Below are 19,287 nucleotides of genomic sequence, written 5' to 3' on the forward strand. Positions count from 1 at the left end.
GGGTGAGGCACTGGGGGCAGTGCTTGGAGGTGTTGCGCGCCGGGACGGTGACGACGGCAATGCCCACTTCGGCGGCGAGGTGCCGCATACGCTCCACGATCTGCCCGCGCACCTGTTGGGACATGCGGGTGTTGTGTGTCCGGCCCATGCCCTTGGCTTCCATCGACCGCAGGTCTTCTGCGTAGATCACGGTTCCCCCGGCGGCGATGGCCTGATCCACCGTCCAGCGTGCTGCGGCCCAGGCGAGTGCAGCGTTGAGGTTCGAGCGGCGGTCGCAGACGTGCTGGATCTCATCGGAGAGGACCGTGTGCTTGGCGGCCATCGGGTGATGTCCGTGCCCGCCCGTGAGCCGCTGGTAGTGGTCGGCCTTGGCGTGCAGGTGCTCGGACAACCGCCTCAGCCGGTGCTGTTTGGCGAGGACCCCGGCGGCGCGGAACTGAGCGCCGGAGCCCAGGGGGGTGATCCGGCCGTCGTCGTGCAGGCGTGCCGCGCCCGCGCTGAGCAGGGTGTTCAGGCCCCAGTACACGCCGAGTGCGACAGTGTGCCCGGTGCGGGCGGTCTTCAAGACAGCGTGGGTGTAGGCGAGATCAGCCCGGACCCGGCCCTGGTGGGTGCGCAGGGTGGGCAGGTGCAGCACCGCACCGGCCGGGATCGTCGGCGGCAGGCCGAGCGGGCAGGCGACCCAGCTCCAGTCCTTGTATGAGGCCGGGTCGGGGCGGGTGGGCAGCTGGAGCCGCAGCAGGACGCGGCCGGGCTCGTCGGCGCGTTCGATGGTTGCCTGCTGCGCGTCACACGCGGACAGCAGCAACATGTGTGCGATCCGGGGTGTGGGCTCCAGCTCGAACACATCGACCGGCATCCGGCCGTTGTTCCGGACGAATGCTGTGGCCTGCCGGGTACGGGACTTGATCACGCTGGACGGCAGGAACTGGCCGCCGGGCACCGCATCGCGCACCGCGTCCCACTCGTCCGCTGTGCGCTTGGCCGGATCACCCGGCCACGTCTTGAGGACACCGGCCGTCAGATCGGCGCGCCACTTCGCCGACCGCAGCACGCGCCCGGCCTGCTCCTGCGCCATCCGCACGATGCGATCGTTGACCTTGACACCCTCGGGCGGCGCGACGACCCAGCCGAGGCGGCGCAGTGCCATCCACGCATTCGACGGCAGTTTCCTGCCCCCGGCGTCCTCGCCGGATGCCAGGGCGTCCACGTCGGCGGTGTTCCAGTGCTCGACGGTCAGTGCACTGACCATGCCGCAGACCAGGCCCGCGCACCAGCCCACGCGTTCCGCCAGCACCGCGGCAGACAGCAGTTCGCCGGTCTTCTCATCCATGCCCGTGCGCAACACGCCACGGGCACACGCGGTGCGGGAGGTCTCGCCCTCGGCGAGCGGCGGCTTCCGGCTCACGCGACATCACCACCGTCCGGGCACTGGCCGCTCTCCGCCAGGAGCCGCTTCCGCGCCTCCGCGCTGCGCATTGCCCGGGACGGCCCGCCGTCTTCACGCCGCTGCAGGCCGCGCAGATCAAGGCGCTGGCCGGCCAGCTCCCCGCCGAGACCGGCGTGCCGCTGTCGCGCTGGTCGTGTCCGGAGCTGGCCCGAGAGGCCATGGCGCGGGGCATCGCCGCGTCCGTGTCGGCCTCCACTGTGCGCCGCTGGCTCAGCCAGGACACGATCAAACCCTGGCAGCATCGTTCTTGGATCTTCATCACCGACCCCGACTTTCGCTCCAAGGCCGCCCGAACCCTGGACCTGTATGCCCGCACCTGGGACGGTGAGCCGCTCGGCGCGGACGAGTACGTGATCAGCGCGGACGAGAAGACCTCCATCCAGGCCCGTTGTCACCCCACCCTCGCACCGGGACAGGCGAGGGCGATGCGGGTGAACCACACTTACGGGCGCGGCGGAGCGCTGGCCTACCTGGCCGCCTATGACATCCACCAGGCCACGGTGTTCGGCCGCTTCGAGCCGACCACCGGCATCATCCCGTTCATGGCCCTGGTTGCCCAGGTCATGAGCCAGGAAGTCTACGCGAGCGCGAAGCGTGTGTTCTGGATCGTCGACAACGGCTCCTCCCACCGCGGACAGGCCGCAGCCGACCGGCTGACCGCGGCATTCCCGAACGGGGTGCTGGTCCACACCCCGGTGCACGCCTCCTGGATGAACCAGGTGGAGATCTTCCTCTCCGTCGTACAGCGCAAGGTCGTGACTCCCAACGACTTCACCGACCTTGCCGAGGTCGGGGACCGGCTCCGAGCCTTCGAAGACCGCTACAACGCCATGGCACAGCCGTTCCAGTGGAAGTTTTCATCACTATCGACCTGGACGATCTGCTGGCCCAGGCTCGACCGGCACACCCCCGATAACTCGGAAGAATCCTCGCTCCGGCTCCCAGCGTGATCAACCTCCGATGGACTTCCGGAGCCAACCACTTAGCTTGTTCTTTATCTACCAAGATCTTCCAGGTCTGCCGATGGCCCTGAGGTTTCGGCGCGTTGGGCGCGGGGCTGGTGAGACGGCTCGGCGGTACTGCCTGGAGGGCGGTGATCCGCTGCTGCCAATGATGACGGGAGCGCTGGGGTCCAACAGGAGGAGCCCGCCGCCAAACACCTTTCGACGGTCTTCGAAACCTTGGCGGTTGTCCTCCGGCGACGCCTACGTTGAGGCAGCAGGCAATCAACCGCCGCAACGGCGGGAGCCGGCGACGGATACACATCACGTCAACAACTGGGGGATCTGCATGATCAAAGGTCGTATCGCAAGGACAGTAGCCTTAACGGCGCTCGTCTTGGGGGGAGCGCTGTCCCTCGCGCCGAGCGCTGTAGCGGATAGCGGCTCGTCACTGACCGCTGTTCCTGCGCCCAGCAACTCCGCACTGCAGTCATGTTGGGGCCAACGGGTGTTCGGCAGCGCGGGCCACCATGGGAACAAGACCTGGTGCAACTCGGGGCGATACCGTGAGGTGATCACGTGCGAGACCCTGGGGGGCTACCAGTACGTGCACTACGGTCCCTGGGTATGGGCGAGCGCGGAGAGCACCGCATGGTGCAACCTCGGCGACGAGATCATCGGAGACTGGACGCAGGTGGGGTGAGTCAGAGGCTCCTTCGGCAGTAGGCGGCAGCCTCGTCCAAGGTTTCGTCCGCGGCCTCTTGGTTTCGATGAAGGCGCCGGGGTGTCGTTCCGAGATTCCCTGGCGTGAAGTGCAGATGGAAGCACCGATGCGCTAGCAGCCACCTGCGCGGCGCCGAGTACTTGCCTCGAACGATGCCTCGAACTGGGTCGCTCACCTGGGGATTCACCGGACGCCGAGGCGGCCTTCGTCTGATCATGTGCTCTGACCAAGGTGCACGTGACCAAGACGAAGGCCGTGAGGGTGAGTCTGCTGCCTGGTGCTGTCCGGAGGGAAGCGTTGGCGGAAGCGTCACGCTTCAGGGGCGAGTTCTACGAGTGTCTGACCGCACGACGCGATGCACTGTTCGAGCTGTCCGAAGCGGTGTTGTGTGCGGACGGTGCGGTGAAGTCCCCGGTGGACCTGACGCTGTTGCCTGAGGATCGCCTGGGCACGGAGCGATGTACGGCGGCTTGAACCGCGGCCGGATCGACATGGATCGGCTGCGGACCGTGCTGGCCGGGCTGTCGCTGCCTCGCTTCGACGGCGGGCGCCTGGTGCTGGCGGTCGATGTGTCGCCGTGGCTGCGTCCAGACGCGCCGTGCTCGGCGGAGCGGCTGTCCTGTCACGTCTACGGCCGTGCAAAGACGGCCTCGCAGTTCATCCCCGGCTGGCCCTACTCGTTCGTCGACGCCCTGGAGGCCAGGCGCCACGTCATGGACCGCGATCCTGGACGCTGTGCGGCTCGGACCGGCGGATGACGCGACCGCGATCACCGCTGCCCAACTCCGTAACATCGTCGAACGCCTCATCGCCGCCGGTCAGTGGCGGGCCGGGGACCCGGACATCGTGATCGTCAGCGACGCCGGCTACGACATCACCCGCCTGGCCTGGGTCCTGCGCGACCTCCCCGTCGAGATGGAGCCACCGAGGACGCACGGCGCCAACGGCCGGCCGCCCAAACACGGACCGGAGTTCCGCTTCACCAAGCCGGGGACCTGGCCCGAGCCCACGATCACCACAGCCACAGACACCAGCAACTACGGCAAGGCCGAAACCCAGGCATGGGACCGGATCCACCCCCGGCTCACCCACCGCTCGGCCTGGCTCGACCACGACGGAGAACTACCCCTGGTTGAAGGCACGTTGATCCAGCTGAAAGTCGAGCACCTCCCGAAGGAACGCGACGCCCCGCCAGTGTGGCTGTGGTCACCCTCGGCTGGACTACCCCGAAACTGCGCATTCCCGGGGCCGCGGACCGCTGGACCTGGATCCTGATCGTCGCCCACACCCAGCTCCGACTCGCCCGTCCCCTCACCGCAGACCTCCGTCGGCCCTGGGAGAAACCCACCGCCCCCGACCGGCTCAGCCCGGCCCGGGTCCGCCGGGGGTTGCAGGAACCTCCGCGCCCACCTCGCCTGCCCGACCCGTATTCCCAAACCCACAGGGACAGGTCCCGGACGGCCACCCGGCGCCAAGAACAAACGCCGGGCACCCCGCTACGACGTCGGCAAAACCGTCAAACGCGCCGAGACCCTCAAGGCCATCGGCAGACCTGGAAACCTTGGAAGGTAGGACAAGCTCAGTGTCGTCCACCAGCGACGATCTTGCCGCACCTGCCGGCGGATTCGGGGCCCCATTCGGGTGATGGCCGGACCGGTCTGCTCCCGAAGGCTTCTATGAAACCGGACTCTTGGGGAAAGTAGGCAGGTCAGCGAGAGGAGAACGCTATGTACGCGCTCAATCGGGTGGGCCGGTTGGCTGTGACGGCGGGAGCGGCGCTCGTGCTGTTCACCGGGATGACAACGACCGCGCAGGCAGCCACCGGCCCGTTCTCCTACACCTCGGTGGACGGCAGGGTGTTCGACAGCGAGAACCCGGAAAACGGCGAGTGCTTCCTCCTGGTCGGGGGTGCAGCGCAGGTGCGCAACGGCACGGACTCCCGGGCGACCGTGTACGAGGAGCCGGGGGACTGCGAATCCCGGGTCATCGACACGGTGCCGTCCCACACGACCAGGAACTACAGCGATACCCCGCACAGCGTGAGGTTCGGCTGAGCGGTCAAGGGTGTGCCCTGCTACGAAGGCTGCGGGGCGTCAGACTCAGAGCTGGGATCGCGTCGGGTGCCTCGGGCCCGGCTCGGCGGACAGGTGAGGGCACCGTCGACGGGTCTACCTGGCGGCCGGAAGAAGGAACGGCTCACTATGGTCCGCTGATCAGTCCAACTTCGATGGCAGATGTTCCAACTTCACTGTCAGAGGACACCGCGGCCGGTGTCACGCACCTGGTGTCACGTCAGACCCAGCGTGGGGCTCACAGCCCATTCCCCCAGGTAGACGTGCCGTCCTGCGAGGCCGTGAGGGGCCGCATGACGCTGCTGGGTCCCGCCCCCCGCCTCACCACCGATTCCCGCGTCGCCATGGACGCCGCGCCGCCTCTCGTGCGGATGAACCCCGCGCCCGCTTATCCGCGCAGTTACTCCCTGCGGGCGACGGATTGTCAGTGCTGCTGCCTAACGTCCGGCCTTGTGACAACTCCATCGCGCCCTGGCGGCGCTCGTTGCCCAAGGCGGTGACCTCATGAGCCTGACCTCTGGGCTGCACTGTCCGCGCACCCCGCTGCGCCGGTTCCTGGACCGTGAACTGTCGGCCGGCGCCGACCCGTTGTGCAAGACCTTCCGTGCCCGGGACCAGAGCGACCAGATCCTGCTACCAGGCCCTGGCGTGGGCACCGAGGCCGAGAACGTCGGCACCGCGATCGACTACCGGCTGCGCCTGGCGTTCACCACTGCCGAGCCCGTCGACCACGTCGCGCGCGCCGGCATCCTGCTCACCGGCACCTACGACTCCGACCCGAGCCAGCGGATGCGGGAAGTGGGCGAGGAACTCGCCGCGCGCTTGGAGGAGACAGTCCTTGGCCTCCAGCTCGACAACCGTGAGCTGCCGATGGACCGGGCCCATGACGAAGAGGAGGACCTGGCCCGGATGCTGATTGCGGCGGCCTGGTACCAGGTCAACTACCGCACCTCGATCGGGTTCGCCTTCAACCCGCTGGCCATCACCGGCCGGGAGGACTCCGGCACCTTCACCCTGGAACGGCTTCTGGAGCTCCCGCACCGCGACATGGTGGCCGACTTCGTCACCCAGCGCTACAAGGCCACCGACGGCCCGCTGGACGCCCTGCGGGCCCGGACACGGCCGGAGGACTGCACCCAGGCACCACGTTCCCCACCGACCGGATCAGCGCGGACGCCGACCTCGCCGTCGACGGGATGCTGCTCGACTTCAAGAGCACTCGATTCGCCCGCACGCTCCGCCAGGGCTAAGCGTGGCAGCTGATCGGCTACCTGCTGCTCGACACCGGGGACCAGTACCGGATCGACACCGTCGGCCTGTACCTGTCGCGCTCCGGCACGCTCGCCAGCTGGCCGGTGGAGGAGTACCTGGAGCTGCTCGGAGCCTGCCGCCGCGACATCGCCGTCTTCCGCGACGCGTCGGGCCCATCTGTCGGCGGTCCAACTCCCGATCAGCGTGGTGATGATGACGCAGATCGAGCAGGCCCTGAATGGCAAGGATGAGGAGTATCTGGCCGCCTGCCTGCAGCGGGAGGTCGCCGCCCGCGACAGCCACGGCGCCGAGGCCGCATCCGGGCGGCATGCTTCCCCTCCCGCAAGTCTTTGGAGGACTTCGACTTCGACCACCAGCGGTCAGTCAAGCGGGAGGCGATCGCCCATCTGGGGACGCTGGACTTCGTCGTCGGGAAGGAGAACGTGATCTTCCTGGGGCCGCCCGGCACCGGCGAAGCCCACCTCGACACCGGGCTCGGCATCCGGGCGTGTCATGCCGGCCACCGGGTCGCGTTCGCGACCGCTGCCCAGACGGTCGCCCGCCCGCCGACGTCCACCAAGGCCGACCATATGCCCCTCCAGCAGACCTTAGCCGCCTGCACCGCCGGATCCCGACCTCGAATCGGCTTCGGCGAGGCCGCTGTCATCGTCGTGATGGCGGTCGTCCCATCCCTTCTCGGCACGCCGCCGCGCGAGCTGGCGGCCGTGCTCGGGAGCGCCGGCGTGCTCGCCCTGACCGTGGCACGGCTCGGTTCGGTGGGCCCGCCACGCGCGTTGCGCTCTGCATGGCGCGCTTTGGTGTCCGCTGGCCAGGCGGCATGACGCGACACGATGGCACGTCGACAGGGGCGTCCGGTGACGCCGATTCTCGACCCCCGCAATGGCCCGGGGCGGCTTGCGCTGGAGCTGCGCCGTGCACGGAGCCGGCGCGGCCTGACACGCCAGGAGCTCGCTGATTGGATCGGCCGCTCCGTGGCGACCGTCCAGCGGGCCGAGGCCGGTCACACACGCCCGTCGTGGTCTGTCGTCAAGGACATCGCCAGAGCGTGCTGGCTGAGCATCGCGGCGATCGAGACCCTGGGGAAGGGGGCGTCAGGGCACAGCACGCCGTTGACGGAGGCGCCGCACCTGAAACTGGTTTCAGCTTTTGATGTGGCGTTCTTGCGCTTCAGATCGTTGAGGAGATTGCTGCAAGGTGGCGTCAGCGCAGGCTGGCAAGTTCGTTGACGTGGCGGGTGGGGGCGCCGAGGAAGAGGTCGGTCTGTGCCGGACCGTGGACGATGTTGAGCGTGTCGAGACGGTAGGTCCATTCACCGCCGCGTGAACCGGTAAAGCGGTAGTTGATCTGCCAGCGGAGCCATTCTCCGCGGGCGAGGCGAACGGCCGGGGGACGCCGCCGTCTGCGCGGCATGCCGAATGGCGTCGCGACCAGCTGAACCCGCAGTAGTCCGTCGACTTCCCGCAAGAGCACGTCGGCGTCCGTGCTGGAGTCGGGCATACCGTCGTGCGTCACAGACCGGGGCTGGAAGTCTTCGGCTTCGTGCATCCGGACCTCGTGCATGAAGGGCGGCGAGCCGAGCGGCAGCGGAAAGGCCGTCGGGGTCGCGTTCCGACGTGCGGCTTCGAGCCCGCCGCGGGATTGTTTGGTCCATGACGTGCGGACCCACTGCACCACTGTCTCCACGAGGTTGATCCTGCGGCATGGTGGTGACCGGCCGCTACTTCGTTTCGGCGAGGGCCGCCCGTGGCAGGCCGCGGCGGGCGAGTTCGCGTCGTAGGTCGAGGTTCTCGCCGTGGGCCTGCTCCAGCGCGTCCCGCAGGGCCTGTCCTTTTTCTCGGTGCTGCTCCTTCAGGCGCGTGATCTGGCTTGCCAGAGCGAGAACGAGTGTGCTTTCCGCGTCGGCGGGGGCGGCCGGTGCAGGAACCGGGCGGGCTTGGGACCGCAGGCGTTCAATGCGTCCTCGCAGGTCGGGGTTGTAATAGAGGAAGGCATGCGAGATGGGCAGATGCCGACCAGTAGATCCCGCAGCCGGTTGACGAGTCGAACCCGGTCGGTGATCAGGTCACGGCGGTAACTGGTCAGTAGTTGCAGCGTAGAGACCAACTCGGGCGGCGTGTCGATCGGGGTGAAGTCCCGGCGCATGCGGGCTTGGTCAGCGATGACGAGGGCGTCCCTGGCATCGGTCTTGTCCTCGCCGCGGTAGGCGCGCTGGTCATCCGGTGGACGGTACGGCCGGTGTGAGGTCTCATCGGTGCTGCGGTAGTCGGGCAGCTCTGACCCGTAGGTGCAGCCTTTGCGGAAGGCGAACTCGTCCACCCCCAGCATCCGAGGGGCGCGGTCTGGTACCGGCGGCGCCGTCAGGAGCCTGAGCAGCCGGGTGCGGCCAGCGGCCACCCGAAGACGCCGGCATAGCCGCGCGGCCGGACGGCCGCCCAACTCGACTGCGATTGACCGCAGCCAGCCCGTGAGCCCGGTGCTGGAGCGGCGGTGCCGCTCGGACAGGCCCGGGACCTGCTCGACGAACGTCTTCCGGGAACACTTCTTCCGGTCGCAGAAGTACCGGCGGACCTGGAGCCGGACGACGACCCGCTGGGAGCCCAACGGCCTTATGTTCAGGCTGCGTTGGTTCACGCTGTGCACGCGTCTGGCCTTCTTCCGGCAGTCCGGGCACCGGCCCGGCCGTCCGGTGGAATCCGCCTCCACCATCAGTGCACCGGAGGAGTCGCTGGCGCGCTCCGCTCGCACATCGACCCCGGGAAACAGCACATCCTCAACCGTCTTGCTCGCCACAGCAAGAAACACCCTGGTGAAACGATCCCGCGTTCCTGCCGCTGACATGCGGCTTCACGGAACTGCGGCCAGAGCCGTTTTCAAGCGCCATCAACGTTTGACCCGCGCGAACATCCATACGGCAGCGCGACCCAAGACGCCCGCTCATGCTCAGGCGCGAGCAGGCGATCACGGCTGCCCGCTGCCTGCTACCGAGGTGGTCCCGATGACACGGAGCCTTCGGTCTCGGCCAATGAGCCGTCCTCATCTCGCCATCCCAGCAGGTTTGCGGCAGTTGCGATTCTCGGCGTCGCTCGAATCCTGACCCTCTGACGGCGGATCAAAAGTGACCCACTTGGTGATCTTCGCCTGAACCTGATCTTGATCTGAGGTCAGGAGGGAGAGGGTGATCTGCGTGGAGGACTGGGCAGAGATCCGCAGGCTGCACCGGGCCGAGCAGATGCCGATTCGGGCGATCGCGAGGCATCTGGGGATCTCGAAGAACACGGTCAAGCGGGCGCTGGCGAGTGACCGGCCGCCGAAGTACGAGCGTTCGGCCAAGGGCTCGGTGGTCGACGCCGTCGAGGTGCAGATCCGTGAGCTGCTCAGGGAGACCCCGACGATGCCCGCCACGGTGATCGCCGAGCGGATCGGGTGGGAGCGCGGGATGACGGTCCTCAAGGAGCGGGTGCGGGAACTGCGGCCCGCCTACGTTCCCGTGGATCCGGTTTCCCGCACGACCTATCGGCCGGGTGAGCTGGCCCAGTGCGACCTGTGGTTTCCCGAGGCGGACGTCCCGCTCGGCTATGGGCAGACGGGGCGTCCGCCGGTGCTGGTGATGGTGTCGGGCTACTCGCGGGTGATCGCCGCGCGGATGCTGCCCTCGCGCACGACCGGCGACCTGATCGACGGGCACTGGCGGCTGCTGTCCGCCTGGGGTGCGGTGCCCAAGACGCTCGTCTGGGACAACGAGGCCGGGGTCGGCCGCGGCAGGCTGACGGCAGAGTTCGCCGCGTTCGCGGGCCTGCTCGCCACGAAGATCCATCTTTGCCGTCCGCGTGATCCAGAAGCGAAAGGGCTGGTCGAGAGGGCCAATGGCTACCTGGAGACGAGTTTCCTGCCCGGCCGCACCTTCAGCGGACCCGGCGACTTCAACACCCAGCTGACCGCCTGGCTGGCTGTCGCCAACCGGCGTCTGCACCGCACCCTGCAGGCCCGTCCCATCGAGCGGTGGGAGGCCGACCGGGCCGGAATGCTCACTCTGCCGCCCGTCGACCCGCCCGCCTGGTGGCGGATGCAGGCCCGCATCGGGCGTGACCACTACGTCCGCGTCGATACCAACGACTACTCCGTGCACCCCGAGGCCATCGGACGCACGGTCACCGTGCTCACCGACAACGACGAAGTCATCGCGCTGGCGCCCGGCGGCGTGATCGTCGCCCGCCACCCCCGCTGCTGGGCCCGCCACCAGACCCTCACCGATCCCGATCACGCCGCTGCGGGCCAGACGATGCGCGGGCAGGCCCGCCATCACCAGGCCGCCCAGGTCGAGGCCGACCCGCTCGTCGAGGTCGAGCAACGCGAACTGGGCTCCTATGACCGGCTGTTCACCGTCATCGAAGGCGGCGGCGACAGGGAGGCCGGCTGATGCCCCGCACCACCACTGCCCCGGCCGAAAGCACCCCAGCGGGCCGCAGAACCGGCTCCCAAACGGCCGCCGACCTCGCCTTCCTCGCCCGCGCGATGAAGGCCCCGGCCCTGCTGGACGCCGCCGACCGGCTCGAGTCCGCAGTGGCCCGTTACGACACCGAGCGCCGCCCGCGCAGCCAGTCCGTCGCACGCCCCGCCGGCCAGGCCGGCCGCCTGGGCTGGCTGTGACGTCGTTCAGCGGCTCCAGCATGTTGGCTTCGAGCGGCCCCACTTGGTGTAGATCCCGCGCACTGGCGAGCACCTCCTGTCCATCGACGGCGGCCTCAGCCGGGGCCGGGGAATCCCGTTACCTGAAGAGGGCGGTGCGCGCCACACACAGGCACAGAGGGGGCATCGACAGAGGTCTCTGTCAGCTGAAGTGGACGTTGCTGAGGTCGATGGAAACCATGACCTGCTCCGGGAGCGGACGACCGTCGGTGTCGCGGCGGTAAGCCCGGCGCTTGGTGGGCAGCACGATGCCGTCCGCTTCTGCGTAGTCGTAGACGTACTGTGCGGCGGCGAATCCGCCAGCCACGTCGACGTGGTAGTCGTGGCGCCGCAGGAGCCGGTCGGGACCGAAGTAGAAGTCCTGGTGGGCGCTGTGGCTTGCGATCTGGAGCGGGAAGGCGGCGCGCAGCCCTGGCCAGACCTCATCTCTTTCCCGCCACGGCTCGATGTCGGTGACCGTGAAGCCGGGCATGGCAAGCAGGAAGGGCGTGGTGAGGTAGGTCCACAACGCATAGCCGTTGAAGTAGGCGCGGTCCAGCGGGTCCCAGGGTGTCTCGAGTGTGTGTCCGGAGAAAGATGTACGAGGGTCCTTGCGTTCGGCCACCACGTGCCCGTTGAGTTTTTCGATGCTCACTCGGCCGGGCGTGAAGTCGGTCTTCTGGTCGCGAGCGCCGAAGGGCTGTACCGAGGCGTGCTCCTCGTGCAGCCTGACGGTCATCATGCGTGGCGTGGCATCCTGCGGCAGGCCCTTGATGGCGAACAGGTCGCCACCACTGACAATGGTGGCTTGCGCCTGGGTCAGTTCCTGCCAGCGTTCGATCCCGCCATGGGCCTCGATGGCCTTGGTGAGCAGATCATTCACGTTGGTTTCCTACCGTGCTTTCCGTTCGTCGGTGCGGGAGGGAGCCGGCGATTCGGCCGGATGGGTCAGTGCCGGGCCACGCATCACCCGGCTGCCCTAGCTGAAATTCGGGGCCTTCGGCGTGCACGAGGACAGCACGGGCGCTGCTGCGGCCAATTTCTCGAGGGTTTCGGCGAGCTCGGTTGCTGTCGGTGAATCGGTGCGGTTCTGCTGCGGGTTGTTCAGGACCAATGTCGCGAGGCCGTCGTCGATGGCGTAGGTCAGGTGGGGCATGGGTCCTTTCGGTCTTGCACCGGCGGTGCGCCCCCGTGGGCGTGTTCGCCAGTCATGTGAGGTGCTCACGGAACCAGGCGAGGGCGGCGGCGCTCGACTGGTCGAACTGGGTTGTGTACGGGTCGAAGTGGCTGCCCGGGAGCAACTGCAGCCGCTTCGGTTCGAGCGCCCGTTCGTAGGCGGCGAGTGCCAGGTCGGTGACGGTGACCGTGTCGTTGAGAGCGACCACCATGAGCAGCGGTGTGGGAGAGACCCTCGTGATCCAGGTTCCCGGCTCGTACATGCGGGCCGCGCGGGTAGAACGGACCGTGACCTTGTTCTCCCACACACCGTCGGGCTTCGGCTGCAGGTAGAAGTCGATGGCCCCCTGCGACCGGTACGACGCGGGCACCGCGGGATCACTGCTGACGATGGCCACGGTGCGCGGAGTTTCGCCGCGGAATCGTGCCCGTTCGTCCTCGGTCAAGGACTCCTCGAGGCCTGCTCGGGCGTCGGGATCGACGCGGCGCAGTCCCTGCTCGTACCCGCTGATGGTCGGGACCTGGGAGACCACGGCCCGCAGCCGACGGTCCGTCGCGCCCAGCACGATCGCGTGGCCGCCGGCGTAGCTGGTGCCCCACAGGCCGATCCGCTCGGCGTTGACCTCCGGTTGGCTCTCCAGGTAGGAGATGGCCCGCCGCCAGTCGGCGATCTGCTGCCAGGGGTCCACGTCGTGCCGCGGCTCGCCGTCACTGGCCCCGAAGGTGCGGTGGTCGTGCAGCAGGACGACGAATCCGTTCTCGGCGAAGGCTCGCGCGAAGGGTTCGAGTCCGTGGTCCCTGACCCCCGCGTAGCCATGGGCCATGGTGATCGCCGGATGCGGACCCGGCCCGCCCGGGAGGAAGAGCCAACCGCGCAGTGTGAGACCGCCGTCGGCTTCGAATTCGACATCCTTGCGTTCGATCATGAGGAACCTCCTTGATGTAACCGGGCCTCAGCACGGTGGAAATGACAGGCGTCGATAGCGTCGGGCAGCGGTTCACGCATCGCAGACGAACCCGTCACAAGGGAGTGCCGAGCGCGTCGACCACAGCACCTGCTCCGTCAGCGAACCGGTTGTGCAGGAACGGTCCGTTCGCCTCGGTACGGTCGCCGATACCGCACATCGGTCTGCCCGATGCGTTCCGTCCTCATCGCTGCGCCGACTCTTCAGGGGCGGATGTCGCACCGGAGGGGGACCACTGCTTGGTGTCGATCGGGGACCAGTCGGCCGGCCGTTCGTCCAGGCGCTGCATCCTGCGGCCTTGCCGGGCGGTAAGAACCTCCTCGTCCAGGGGCGTGAAGAAGACGTTGTCCACCAAGGTGTACTCGGCGGCGAGCCGGCCGACGGCCGGCAGCGCGGCGGTGTCGATCCGTCCACGTTCCAGATACAGGTCGTCTCTGACGTGGAACCGCACTACCCGGCCCCACACCACGTGTTCGGTCCCATCCCCGACGGGGATGATGCGGTCGACGACGCACTCGAACGAGATCGGCGCTCCCTTGACGCGGGGTGCGCGTACTACTTGGGACGGCTCCTTGCCCAGGCCGAGCGTCTCGAACTCGTCGACATCACGGTCGAACGCGTAGGCCGAATCATGCATGGCGTGTACTTGCGGCAGAGTCGCCAGGTTGGTGACGAACTCGCCGGTGTCACGGATGTTGACCATGGTGTCCTTCAGCGTGACCCCGTCCGCCTGCGGCTGCAGGGTGAGCGAGACCATGGGCGGTTTCCGCCCGACCGCGGTGAAGAAGGAGACGGGCGCGAGATTGGCGACGCCCTCGGCGGACACCGTGCTGACCCAGGCCACGGCGCGCGGAACGATGCTCCCGACCAGCAGTTTGTACGCGTGAGTGGCATCCAGCTCTGCGGCATCAATGATCATCGGAGACTCTCCATCAGGTTGAGAGGCGGCATGGGGACGGCGCTGCGCCGAATACGCCCACTGCCGGGGGAGGCGGAGGGATTGGACAGAGGAGCAGTGCTCCCATCAACCCTCACGCGAAATAAGCGTATGCACTTTGCTTCTTTCGAACAAGGGCGTGTCGCCATTGATTCCGACAGGCGGCACAAGCGGATGAACGGATGCGGCGGGCGTGCTTGTGAGCTGCGCTAACCCGTACATGCCAATACGGAGGGAAAATCGCCAACGCCCCGCGCAAGCCTTCTGGAGTGACGCTGGAGAGTTACGGCAGTGCTCCGTGCCGCGCCGTCAGGAACATCCCCGCCTCCGGGCGGACGGCCTCCGGCCAAGAACGCGCACGGACACGCTCGGGTGCCGCCGAAGGGTCAAGTGGGCGGTCCTGTCGGCCTGTCATGCGGCCGGTTCGGTGCTTACGACGCGCTCTGGACTCGTTGCCGCGCCCGATAGGCACGCAGATTCGCCGCGTTGCCGCAGATCTTGACGTCGTGCCAGACACCGCTGTTGTTGCGTGACCGGTCGAAGAACGCCGTCCCGCATCGCTCGTTGCGGCACAATTTCAGCCGCTGCCAGGTACCCGCCCGCTGGGCTTGGAAGACCTCGATCAGGGCGAGCGCCGCCACCCGCCGCCACCCGGCACCGCGGGGCTCCGGGCGCACCTGCCCGTTCCCGCCGAGCTGCAGCGCCACCGCCGCGGTGTGCAGCGGGGGAAGTGCGTCATCACTGTCTTGTCCCGCTGTGCGGCGCAGCTCGTCACGAAAGACGCGAAGCTCCTCGTGGTCGTCCGGGCCGAGCTCTATCCCGGCCGCAGGGGTGCCGGTGGATCGGCTCCACTGTGCCAGAGCCTGAGCGAGCCAGGTCCGGGCATCGGCAGGGTTTGCGAGCAGGTCGCTGGTGCGCGGCTTGCCGGCGGAGATGGTGTTCATAAGGTCCTGCACGAAGGCAAGCCCCTCCGGGGCCGGCTCCATGCTGTAGCGAACCGTGGCCGACCAGCTCATTCGAATCACCCCGCGGCTAGCGTGCTATCCAGACGGAAAACAGAAGCATTCACCTTGCATATCTTACTGGGGTTGACGTTCCGTGAAGGGAGGACGCGACCGGCCGGTCAAGGCCGGCCTTGCCTCACGTCAGGGGGACACCCGTACGGCGCCGGGGCCCGGGGTCGGCTCCACTTCGGCGCCGGCAACCTCGTGCCCGCAGGAACAGCGCAGCTCAACCTGGACGTGGCCGCCGCAGCCGGAGTGCTGCAGCACCACCGGCACGCCGGCCGTGTCGCCGAGATGGGTGTCGCCGTATTGAAGGAGAGCAGCCAGAACCCACTGAAGGTCATGTGCGCGTGATGTCAGGTGGTACTCCTGGCGGGGACGCTGCCCGGCTTCCTGATAGGTCCGGCGCTCCAGCAGGTCGGCGTCGATGAGTAGCCGAAGCCGTTCTGTCAGGACCCGTCGGGAGATCCCGAGATGGTCGACGATCTCGTCGAAGCGGTGCAGTCCTGCGAAGACCTCGCGCAGGATGAGCAGGCTCCATCGCTCGCCGACCAGTTCCAGGGTTGCGGCGACGCTGCAGTTGTCCAGATCAAGTTCTTGCCACTCCATGCCCTCAGGGTACTGCAAGGTTTCCATCTGGAACCCAGCCTTGACGAGCCTGGGTTCCAGATGGACACTTAGGTCACCAGCCCCTGGGCCCAGGGCCCCGGGGCTGACCACAAATAGAGACTGATCGGCTCTCTGAGGCCGCCGTGCAGACATCACGACCCAGTCGAACCGTCGCTGTACCCTCCGGCCGCTTCGCGCACCGCCGGACAAGTGTTGGTGTACGCCGGCACAGTCTCCGCTCCCTAACCCCTTTCAGCGTTGACCATGGAGGAAGCATGTCGCACAACAAAGCGATCGTGGAGGCTTGTCGGCGAGCGTATTGGGGATTTGAGAGGAACGATTCATCCGACCTGGTGGCGCTGATGTCGCCTGACGTGGTTTTTCACTTCCCCACGTCCCTTCCTTATGGTGGGACATTCCACGGCAGGGAAGGGTTCGTGGCTTTCTATCAGGACCTTTTCGATCATTACTACGAGTACTTCGACTATGACGCGCACACGGTCCTCGATGCCGGGTCGCACGTCGTGGTTCCCGTCCGGGCCAGGGCGAAGGCGAAGAACGGTCGCACCATGGAGAACGAACACTGCCTGCTGTTCACCGTGGTCGATGGGCTGATCACGGAGGCGCGGCTCTACGCGGACACCGCCAAGGGGCGTGACGTGATCGACGGCCTGGAGGTATTCCCCTCGGCGGCCGCCTGAGTACCCCATCCACCATCCGGATTCGTCGAATTCCGGCTCTCAACCCGAGGAAATGACATCTCACATGGCTCTTGGATACAACACGGTGGGCAGCGGAGCGTCGAAGGTCATCTGGGCCCACTCCTGGCTCGCCGGTCACGAAGGCTATGACTGCATGATTCCCTTTCTCGACGCCGAACGGTTCACCTGGGCCTTTCCCGACTTTCGCGGGTACGGGCGGTCCCGGGGACTGACAGGCGACTTCTCCATCCACGAGATGGGACAGGATCTCGTTGACGTCGCCGACGTGCTGGGATGGGACGAGTTCCATCTGGTCGGGCACTCCATGGGCGGCCAAGCCGCGCAGTGGCTCGCCGGGCAGCCGGAGGCCCGACATCGCCTGAGCAGCCTGGTGCTGTTGTGTGCGGTTCCCAGCCGCGCCTTCCCGCTCGATGCGGACGGCTCGAAGCTGTTCGAGGCGGCCACGGACAACCTGGACGCACGGGCCGCGGTCATCTCAGCAGTGACCGGAGGCCGACTGGGGACAGGCTTTGTCCGCTACGTGAACGAGGCATCCCGTAGAACGGCCGACCCTGCGGCAATGCGGGCCTACCTGCGGACCTGGACCCAGGACGACGTGTCCAGCGAGGTCCAGGGCTACCAGCGGCCCGTCCTCGTCCTCACCGGCCGGCACGATCCCGTTCTGCCCGCTGCTGTGGCCAAAGAGCAGATCGTTCCCCAGTACACCGACGTGCGCAGCGATGTTCTCGATGGCGCAGCCCACCTACCCCCGATGGAAACCCCTGCCCGCACGGTGTCGCTCATCGAGGAGCACTTCCTGATGGGGCCGAGGAGCTGAGCAACACCCCCTTGTCCCGACCTTGTCCCGACGTCGGCCGCGCCGCTGAGTACGCCCTGGCCGACAACGCATTCGCCACACCCTGACGGAGGAGAAAATCCGATGCCTGTTTTCAACGCCCATGTACCGGCCAACCGCTTCTCGCCGGAACAAAAGCGCGCACTCGCCGACGCCCTCAACCAGTCACTGGTGCAGGGACTCGGCATTCCCGAGGGCGACCGCTTCATCATGATCAGCGAACACCGGGAGAGCGAACTGTTCCTGGATCCGACGTTCATGGGCATGCAGCGCAGCAGCGATGCCATGATCATTACGGTACTCCTAGGGGCTCACCGTCCCCTGGAGGACAAGCGGGCAGTGAGCGCGGCCATCAACAAGCTGGTGGTCGAGGCGCTCGGCATCTCCCCCGACGACATATTCGTCGCGTTGATTCCGGTACCGAACGAGAACTTCTCCTTCGGCAGGGGCGATCTTCAGCTTGCCGAAGGTGCCCCTCGCTGGTGAACCCCGGGGTGCAGCCCAATCGAAGAACTCGCCTATAAGCGGGGGGCGCGTCTCCCGCCGCGGCGATCGATGACGTTCGATTCGAGCCGAACCGGGCTTCGTGGAAGATGCGCCAGGACTCCAGGCGGGCCACGCGCCGCTGCACTGGCGTTCGTGGCGCGGACAGCACGTGGTCGACCGTGCGCCGGGTCGGCGACAGGTCGCGGCCTGGCGGGCGCCTGACCGGTTGTCGCCCACGGGCCTGCGCCGGCGCCTCGCCGCCCAGGCAGGCGCGGTCGGCGATCAACAGGATGCCCTCGCATACGCAGATGCGCATGTTCCGGTGAGTGCAGGCTGCCGTCGGAGCCTGGGCACGGCCGAGCATTGCGGGCGAGTTCCACAGCAGCCGCCCGACCGGGTCCGTCACCACCTGCGCGTCACCCCATGTCGGCGGTGCTCCTGGGAGTAGTCGGGCCGGCCCTCCTCGACTTGGTCGCACTTGGACGACAAATCGTCATCGCTGCCCTCGGCCCCGGTGATCACACAAAGTCGGAGCGGGTCGGACGGCGGAAGCAAAGTGAGGCCAGCATCGAAACCGGCAGTTGGGCGGCGAAACAGACGCAACGACATGGGGCCCTTCCGCCGGGTTCGAAGCGACCTGCTGGGTCAAGACCCGCTGGGTGGTCGAAGCACACCTTCGCCTTGCTCCGCCCGTCCCGTCTCCGGGTCCGCTCCGAGCACCGCCGACCTCCACCAGGGCCTACTGGAAGTGGCTTCGGCTTCGGGCATGCTGCCGGAGGAGCTGGCGGAACGGACCTGGGCAGTTACGGTTATTTTCGTATTCATTAGGGCTTTTCGCGGAGCTGGTTTCCCCACTAGGAACGGCTGGAAAATGACCGACAAGACGACACCGACGTATCTGGACAGCGGCGACCCGGCGCGGTAGCGCACGGACTACTACCCCCTTTGGCTGGACAACCTTGCCGACGATGTGACGACGGAGGGCTCGGTTCTGAACGCAATCGTGCGCGGGGCCGTGGACGTTCCTACGGTGCTGGCCTATGCGGGCACTCTGTACGAGCACCAGGACTTCGTCTACATCGGTAAGTACGGAGAGAATGGCTTCGTCAAAGACTACGCATCGAAGGTGCGCGGTGAGCCGATCGCAAACATCGCTGTCGTCCACAGGAACGCAGAGGGGCAGACGCAACATCTAGTGGTGAACCACCGTCCATTGCCGTCGGTCCTGCTTTTCTCTCAGCTGTTGGGCGAGCACTTCGCTGGGACACGGTACACCGGTACTTCGCGACCCCGTCGGCAGATGCTCAGCGCGACTCAAGGAGAAATCTCATGCCCATGCCACAATCCATGCGCGCGCTCGTAGCCGGAAAGGTTGGCGAGCCGACCGATGTCCTGCGGCTGGAATCCCGGCCAGTTCCCACGCCAGAAG

The 19,287-nt window shown here is 67.3% G+C and carries 18 protein-coding genes and 3 pseudogenes; 11 read left to right on the forward strand and 10 right to left on the reverse strand.

What is annotated here, in order from left to right; translation table 11 throughout:
- A partial coding sequence (locus AB0D27_RS41340; protein ID WP_362519712.1) for a transposase occupies positions 1-1,408 on the reverse strand: 1,408 nt, incomplete at its 3' end.
- Between the two features lie 23 nt (positions 1,409-1,431).
- Here AB0D27_RS41340 and AB0D27_RS41345 point away from each other — a divergent pair.
- The 6 genes and pseudogenes from AB0D27_RS41345 to AB0D27_RS41370 all read left to right on the forward strand — a co-directional run bounded on the left by AB0D27_RS41345 (position 1,432) and on the right by AB0D27_RS41370 (position 7,685).
- A complete protein-coding gene (locus AB0D27_RS41345; RefSeq protein ID WP_362519759.1) occupies positions 1,432-2,400 on the forward strand; it encodes an IS630 family transposase in 969 nt (322 codons plus the stop codon).
- Between the two features lie 976 nt (positions 2,401-3,376).
- Positions 3,377-4,687 (forward strand): annotated as a pseudogene (locus AB0D27_RS41350) (transposase).
- Between the two features lie 155 nt (positions 4,688-4,842).
- The gene (locus AB0D27_RS41355; RefSeq protein ID WP_362519715.1) at positions 4,843-5,169 is read left to right on the forward strand and encodes a hypothetical protein; all 327 of its coding nucleotides are present in this window, start codon (positions 4,843-4,845) and stop codon (positions 5,167-5,169) included.
- Positions 5,170-5,691: 522 nt separating this feature from the next.
- Positions 5,692-6,450, forward strand: a complete 759-nt coding sequence (locus tag AB0D27_RS41360) for a hypothetical protein (protein WP_362519717.1) — start codon at positions 5,692-5,694, stop codon at positions 6,448-6,450.
- A 338-nt stretch (positions 6,451-6,788) separates the two neighbouring features.
- A complete protein-coding gene (locus AB0D27_RS41365; protein WP_362519720.1) occupies positions 6,789-7,280 on the forward strand; it encodes an ATP-binding protein in 492 nt (163 codons plus the stop codon).
- Positions 7,281-7,313: 33 nt separating this feature from the next.
- Entirely contained in the window at positions 7,314-7,685 is a 372-nt protein-coding gene (locus AB0D27_RS41370; protein ID WP_362519723.1) for a helix-turn-helix transcriptional regulator, read from the forward strand.
- Here AB0D27_RS41370 and AB0D27_RS41375 read toward each other — a convergent pair.
- From AB0D27_RS41375 to AB0D27_RS41385, 3 genes and pseudogenes are all read right to left on the reverse strand, one after another.
- Entirely contained in the window at positions 7,660-8,130 is a 471-nt protein-coding gene (locus AB0D27_RS41375; RefSeq protein ID WP_362519726.1) for a hypothetical protein, read from the reverse strand. The two genes, AB0D27_RS41370 and AB0D27_RS41375, sit on opposite strands and share 26 nt — an antisense overlap.
- A 324-nt stretch (positions 8,131-8,454) precedes the next feature.
- Positions 8,455-8,693 (reverse strand): annotated as a pseudogene (locus AB0D27_RS41380) (transposase); the annotation flags it as partial.
- Between the two features lie 322 nt (positions 8,694-9,015).
- A pseudogene (locus tag AB0D27_RS41385) lies at positions 9,016-9,297 on the reverse strand (transposase family protein); the annotation flags it as partial.
- A gap of 337 nt (positions 9,298-9,634) precedes the next feature.
- Between AB0D27_RS41385 and istA the strand changes: the two are divergent.
- Both istA and AB0D27_RS41395 read left to right on the forward strand, forming a co-directional pair.
- Entirely contained in the window at positions 9,635-10,876 is a 1,242-nt protein-coding gene (gene istA / locus AB0D27_RS41390) for an IS21 family transposase (protein ID WP_362519728.1), read from the forward strand.
- Positions 10,876-11,106 carry a hypothetical protein gene (locus AB0D27_RS41395; protein WP_362519731.1) on the forward strand — a complete coding sequence of 77 codons (231 nt, stop codon included), beginning with the start codon at positions 10,876-10,878 and terminating at the stop codon, positions 11,104-11,106. Before istA ends, AB0D27_RS41395 begins: the two co-directional genes overlap by 1 nt.
- 181 nt (positions 11,107-11,287) lie before the next feature.
- Here the strand turns inward: AB0D27_RS41395 and AB0D27_RS41400 are convergent, their stop codons facing one another.
- The 6 genes from AB0D27_RS41400 to AB0D27_RS41425 all read right to left on the reverse strand — a co-directional run bounded on the left by AB0D27_RS41400 (position 11,288) and on the right by AB0D27_RS41425 (position 15,815).
- Positions 11,288-12,007, reverse strand: a complete 720-nt coding sequence (locus AB0D27_RS41400; protein ID WP_362519734.1) for a hypothetical protein — start codon at positions 12,005-12,007, stop codon at positions 11,288-11,290.
- Between the two features lie 96 nt (positions 12,008-12,103).
- Complete coding sequence (locus AB0D27_RS41405; RefSeq protein WP_362519737.1) at positions 12,104-12,280, reverse strand: hypothetical protein; 177 nt, start codon at positions 12,278-12,280, stop codon at positions 12,104-12,106.
- A gap of 52 nt (positions 12,281-12,332) precedes the next feature.
- Entirely contained in the window at positions 12,333-13,226 is an 894-nt protein-coding gene (locus tag AB0D27_RS41410; protein ID WP_362519740.1) for an alpha/beta fold hydrolase, read from the reverse strand.
- A gap of 223 nt (positions 13,227-13,449) precedes the next feature.
- Positions 13,450-14,184 carry a flavin reductase family protein gene (locus tag AB0D27_RS41415; protein WP_362519742.1) on the reverse strand — a complete coding sequence of 245 codons (735 nt, stop codon included), beginning with the start codon at positions 14,182-14,184 and terminating at the stop codon, positions 13,450-13,452.
- Positions 14,185-14,633: 449 nt separating this feature from the next.
- Complete coding sequence (locus AB0D27_RS41420; protein WP_362519745.1) at positions 14,634-15,218, reverse strand: CGNR zinc finger domain-containing protein; 585 nt, start codon at positions 15,216-15,218, stop codon at positions 14,634-14,636.
- Positions 15,219-15,347: 129 nt separating this feature from the next.
- Positions 15,348-15,815 carry a helix-turn-helix domain-containing protein gene (locus AB0D27_RS41425; protein ID WP_362519748.1) on the reverse strand — a complete coding sequence of 156 codons (468 nt, stop codon included), beginning with the start codon at positions 15,813-15,815 and terminating at the stop codon, positions 15,348-15,350.
- 275 nt (positions 15,816-16,090) lie between these two features.
- On the opposite strand from AB0D27_RS41425, the gene AB0D27_RS41430 reads away from it, so the two are divergent.
- The 3 genes from AB0D27_RS41430 (at position 16,091) to AB0D27_RS41440 (ending at position 17,858) form a co-directional block, all read left to right on the forward strand.
- Complete coding sequence (locus AB0D27_RS41430; protein ID WP_362519750.1) at positions 16,091-16,516, forward strand: nuclear transport factor 2 family protein; 426 nt, start codon at positions 16,091-16,093, stop codon at positions 16,514-16,516.
- 85 nt (positions 16,517-16,601) lie between these two features.
- Positions 16,602-17,354, forward strand: a complete 753-nt coding sequence (locus AB0D27_RS41435; protein WP_362519753.1) for an alpha/beta hydrolase — start codon at positions 16,602-16,604, stop codon at positions 17,352-17,354.
- 102 nt (positions 17,355-17,456) lie between these two features.
- The gene (locus AB0D27_RS41440; protein WP_362519756.1) at positions 17,457-17,858 is read left to right on the forward strand and encodes a tautomerase family protein; all 402 of its coding nucleotides are present in this window, start codon (positions 17,457-17,459) and stop codon (positions 17,856-17,858) included.
- Positions 17,859-19,287 lie beyond the last annotated feature (1,429 nt).

Source organism: Streptomyces sp. NPDC048415, from assembly GCF_040651675.1.
Taxonomy (GTDB): domain Bacteria; phylum Actinomycetota; class Actinomycetes; order Streptomycetales; family Streptomycetaceae; genus Streptomyces.

What these genes read in the sequence shown, in the direction of transcription:
- AB0D27_RS41395 (WP_362519731.1), top strand. Translation starts at nt 10,876, where the DNA reads ATGCCCCGCACCACCACTGCCCCGGCCGAAAGCACCCCAGCGGGCCGC.
- AB0D27_RS41425 (WP_362519748.1), bottom strand. Translation starts at nt 15,815, where the DNA reads ATGGAGTGGCAAGAACTTGATCTGGACAACTGCAGCGTCGCCGCAACC.
- AB0D27_RS41410 (WP_362519740.1), bottom strand. Translation starts at nt 13,226, where the DNA reads ATGATCGAACGCAAGGATGTCGAATTCGAAGCCGACGGCGGTCTCACA.
- AB0D27_RS41355 (WP_362519715.1), top strand. Translation starts at nt 4,843, where the DNA reads ATGTACGCGCTCAATCGGGTGGGCCGGTTGGCTGTGACGGCGGGAGCG.
- AB0D27_RS41420 (WP_362519745.1), bottom strand. Translation starts at nt 15,218, where the DNA reads ATGAGCTGGTCGGCCACGGTTCGCTACAGCATGGAGCCGGCCCCGGAG.
- AB0D27_RS41415 (WP_362519742.1), bottom strand. Translation starts at nt 14,184, where the DNA reads ATGATCATTGATGCCGCAGAGCTGGATGCCACTCACGCGTACAAACTG.
- AB0D27_RS41405 (WP_362519737.1), bottom strand. Translation starts at nt 12,280, where the DNA reads ATGCCCCACCTGACCTACGCCATCGACGACGGCCTCGCGACATTGGTC.
- AB0D27_RS41360 (WP_362519717.1), top strand. Translation starts at nt 5,692, where the DNA reads ATGAGCCTGACCTCTGGGCTGCACTGTCCGCGCACCCCGCTGCGCCGG.
- AB0D27_RS41430 (WP_362519750.1), top strand. Translation starts at nt 16,091, where the DNA reads ATGTCGCACAACAAAGCGATCGTGGAGGCTTGTCGGCGAGCGTATTGG.
- AB0D27_RS41440 (WP_362519756.1), top strand. Translation starts at nt 17,457, where the DNA reads ATGCCTGTTTTCAACGCCCATGTACCGGCCAACCGCTTCTCGCCGGAA.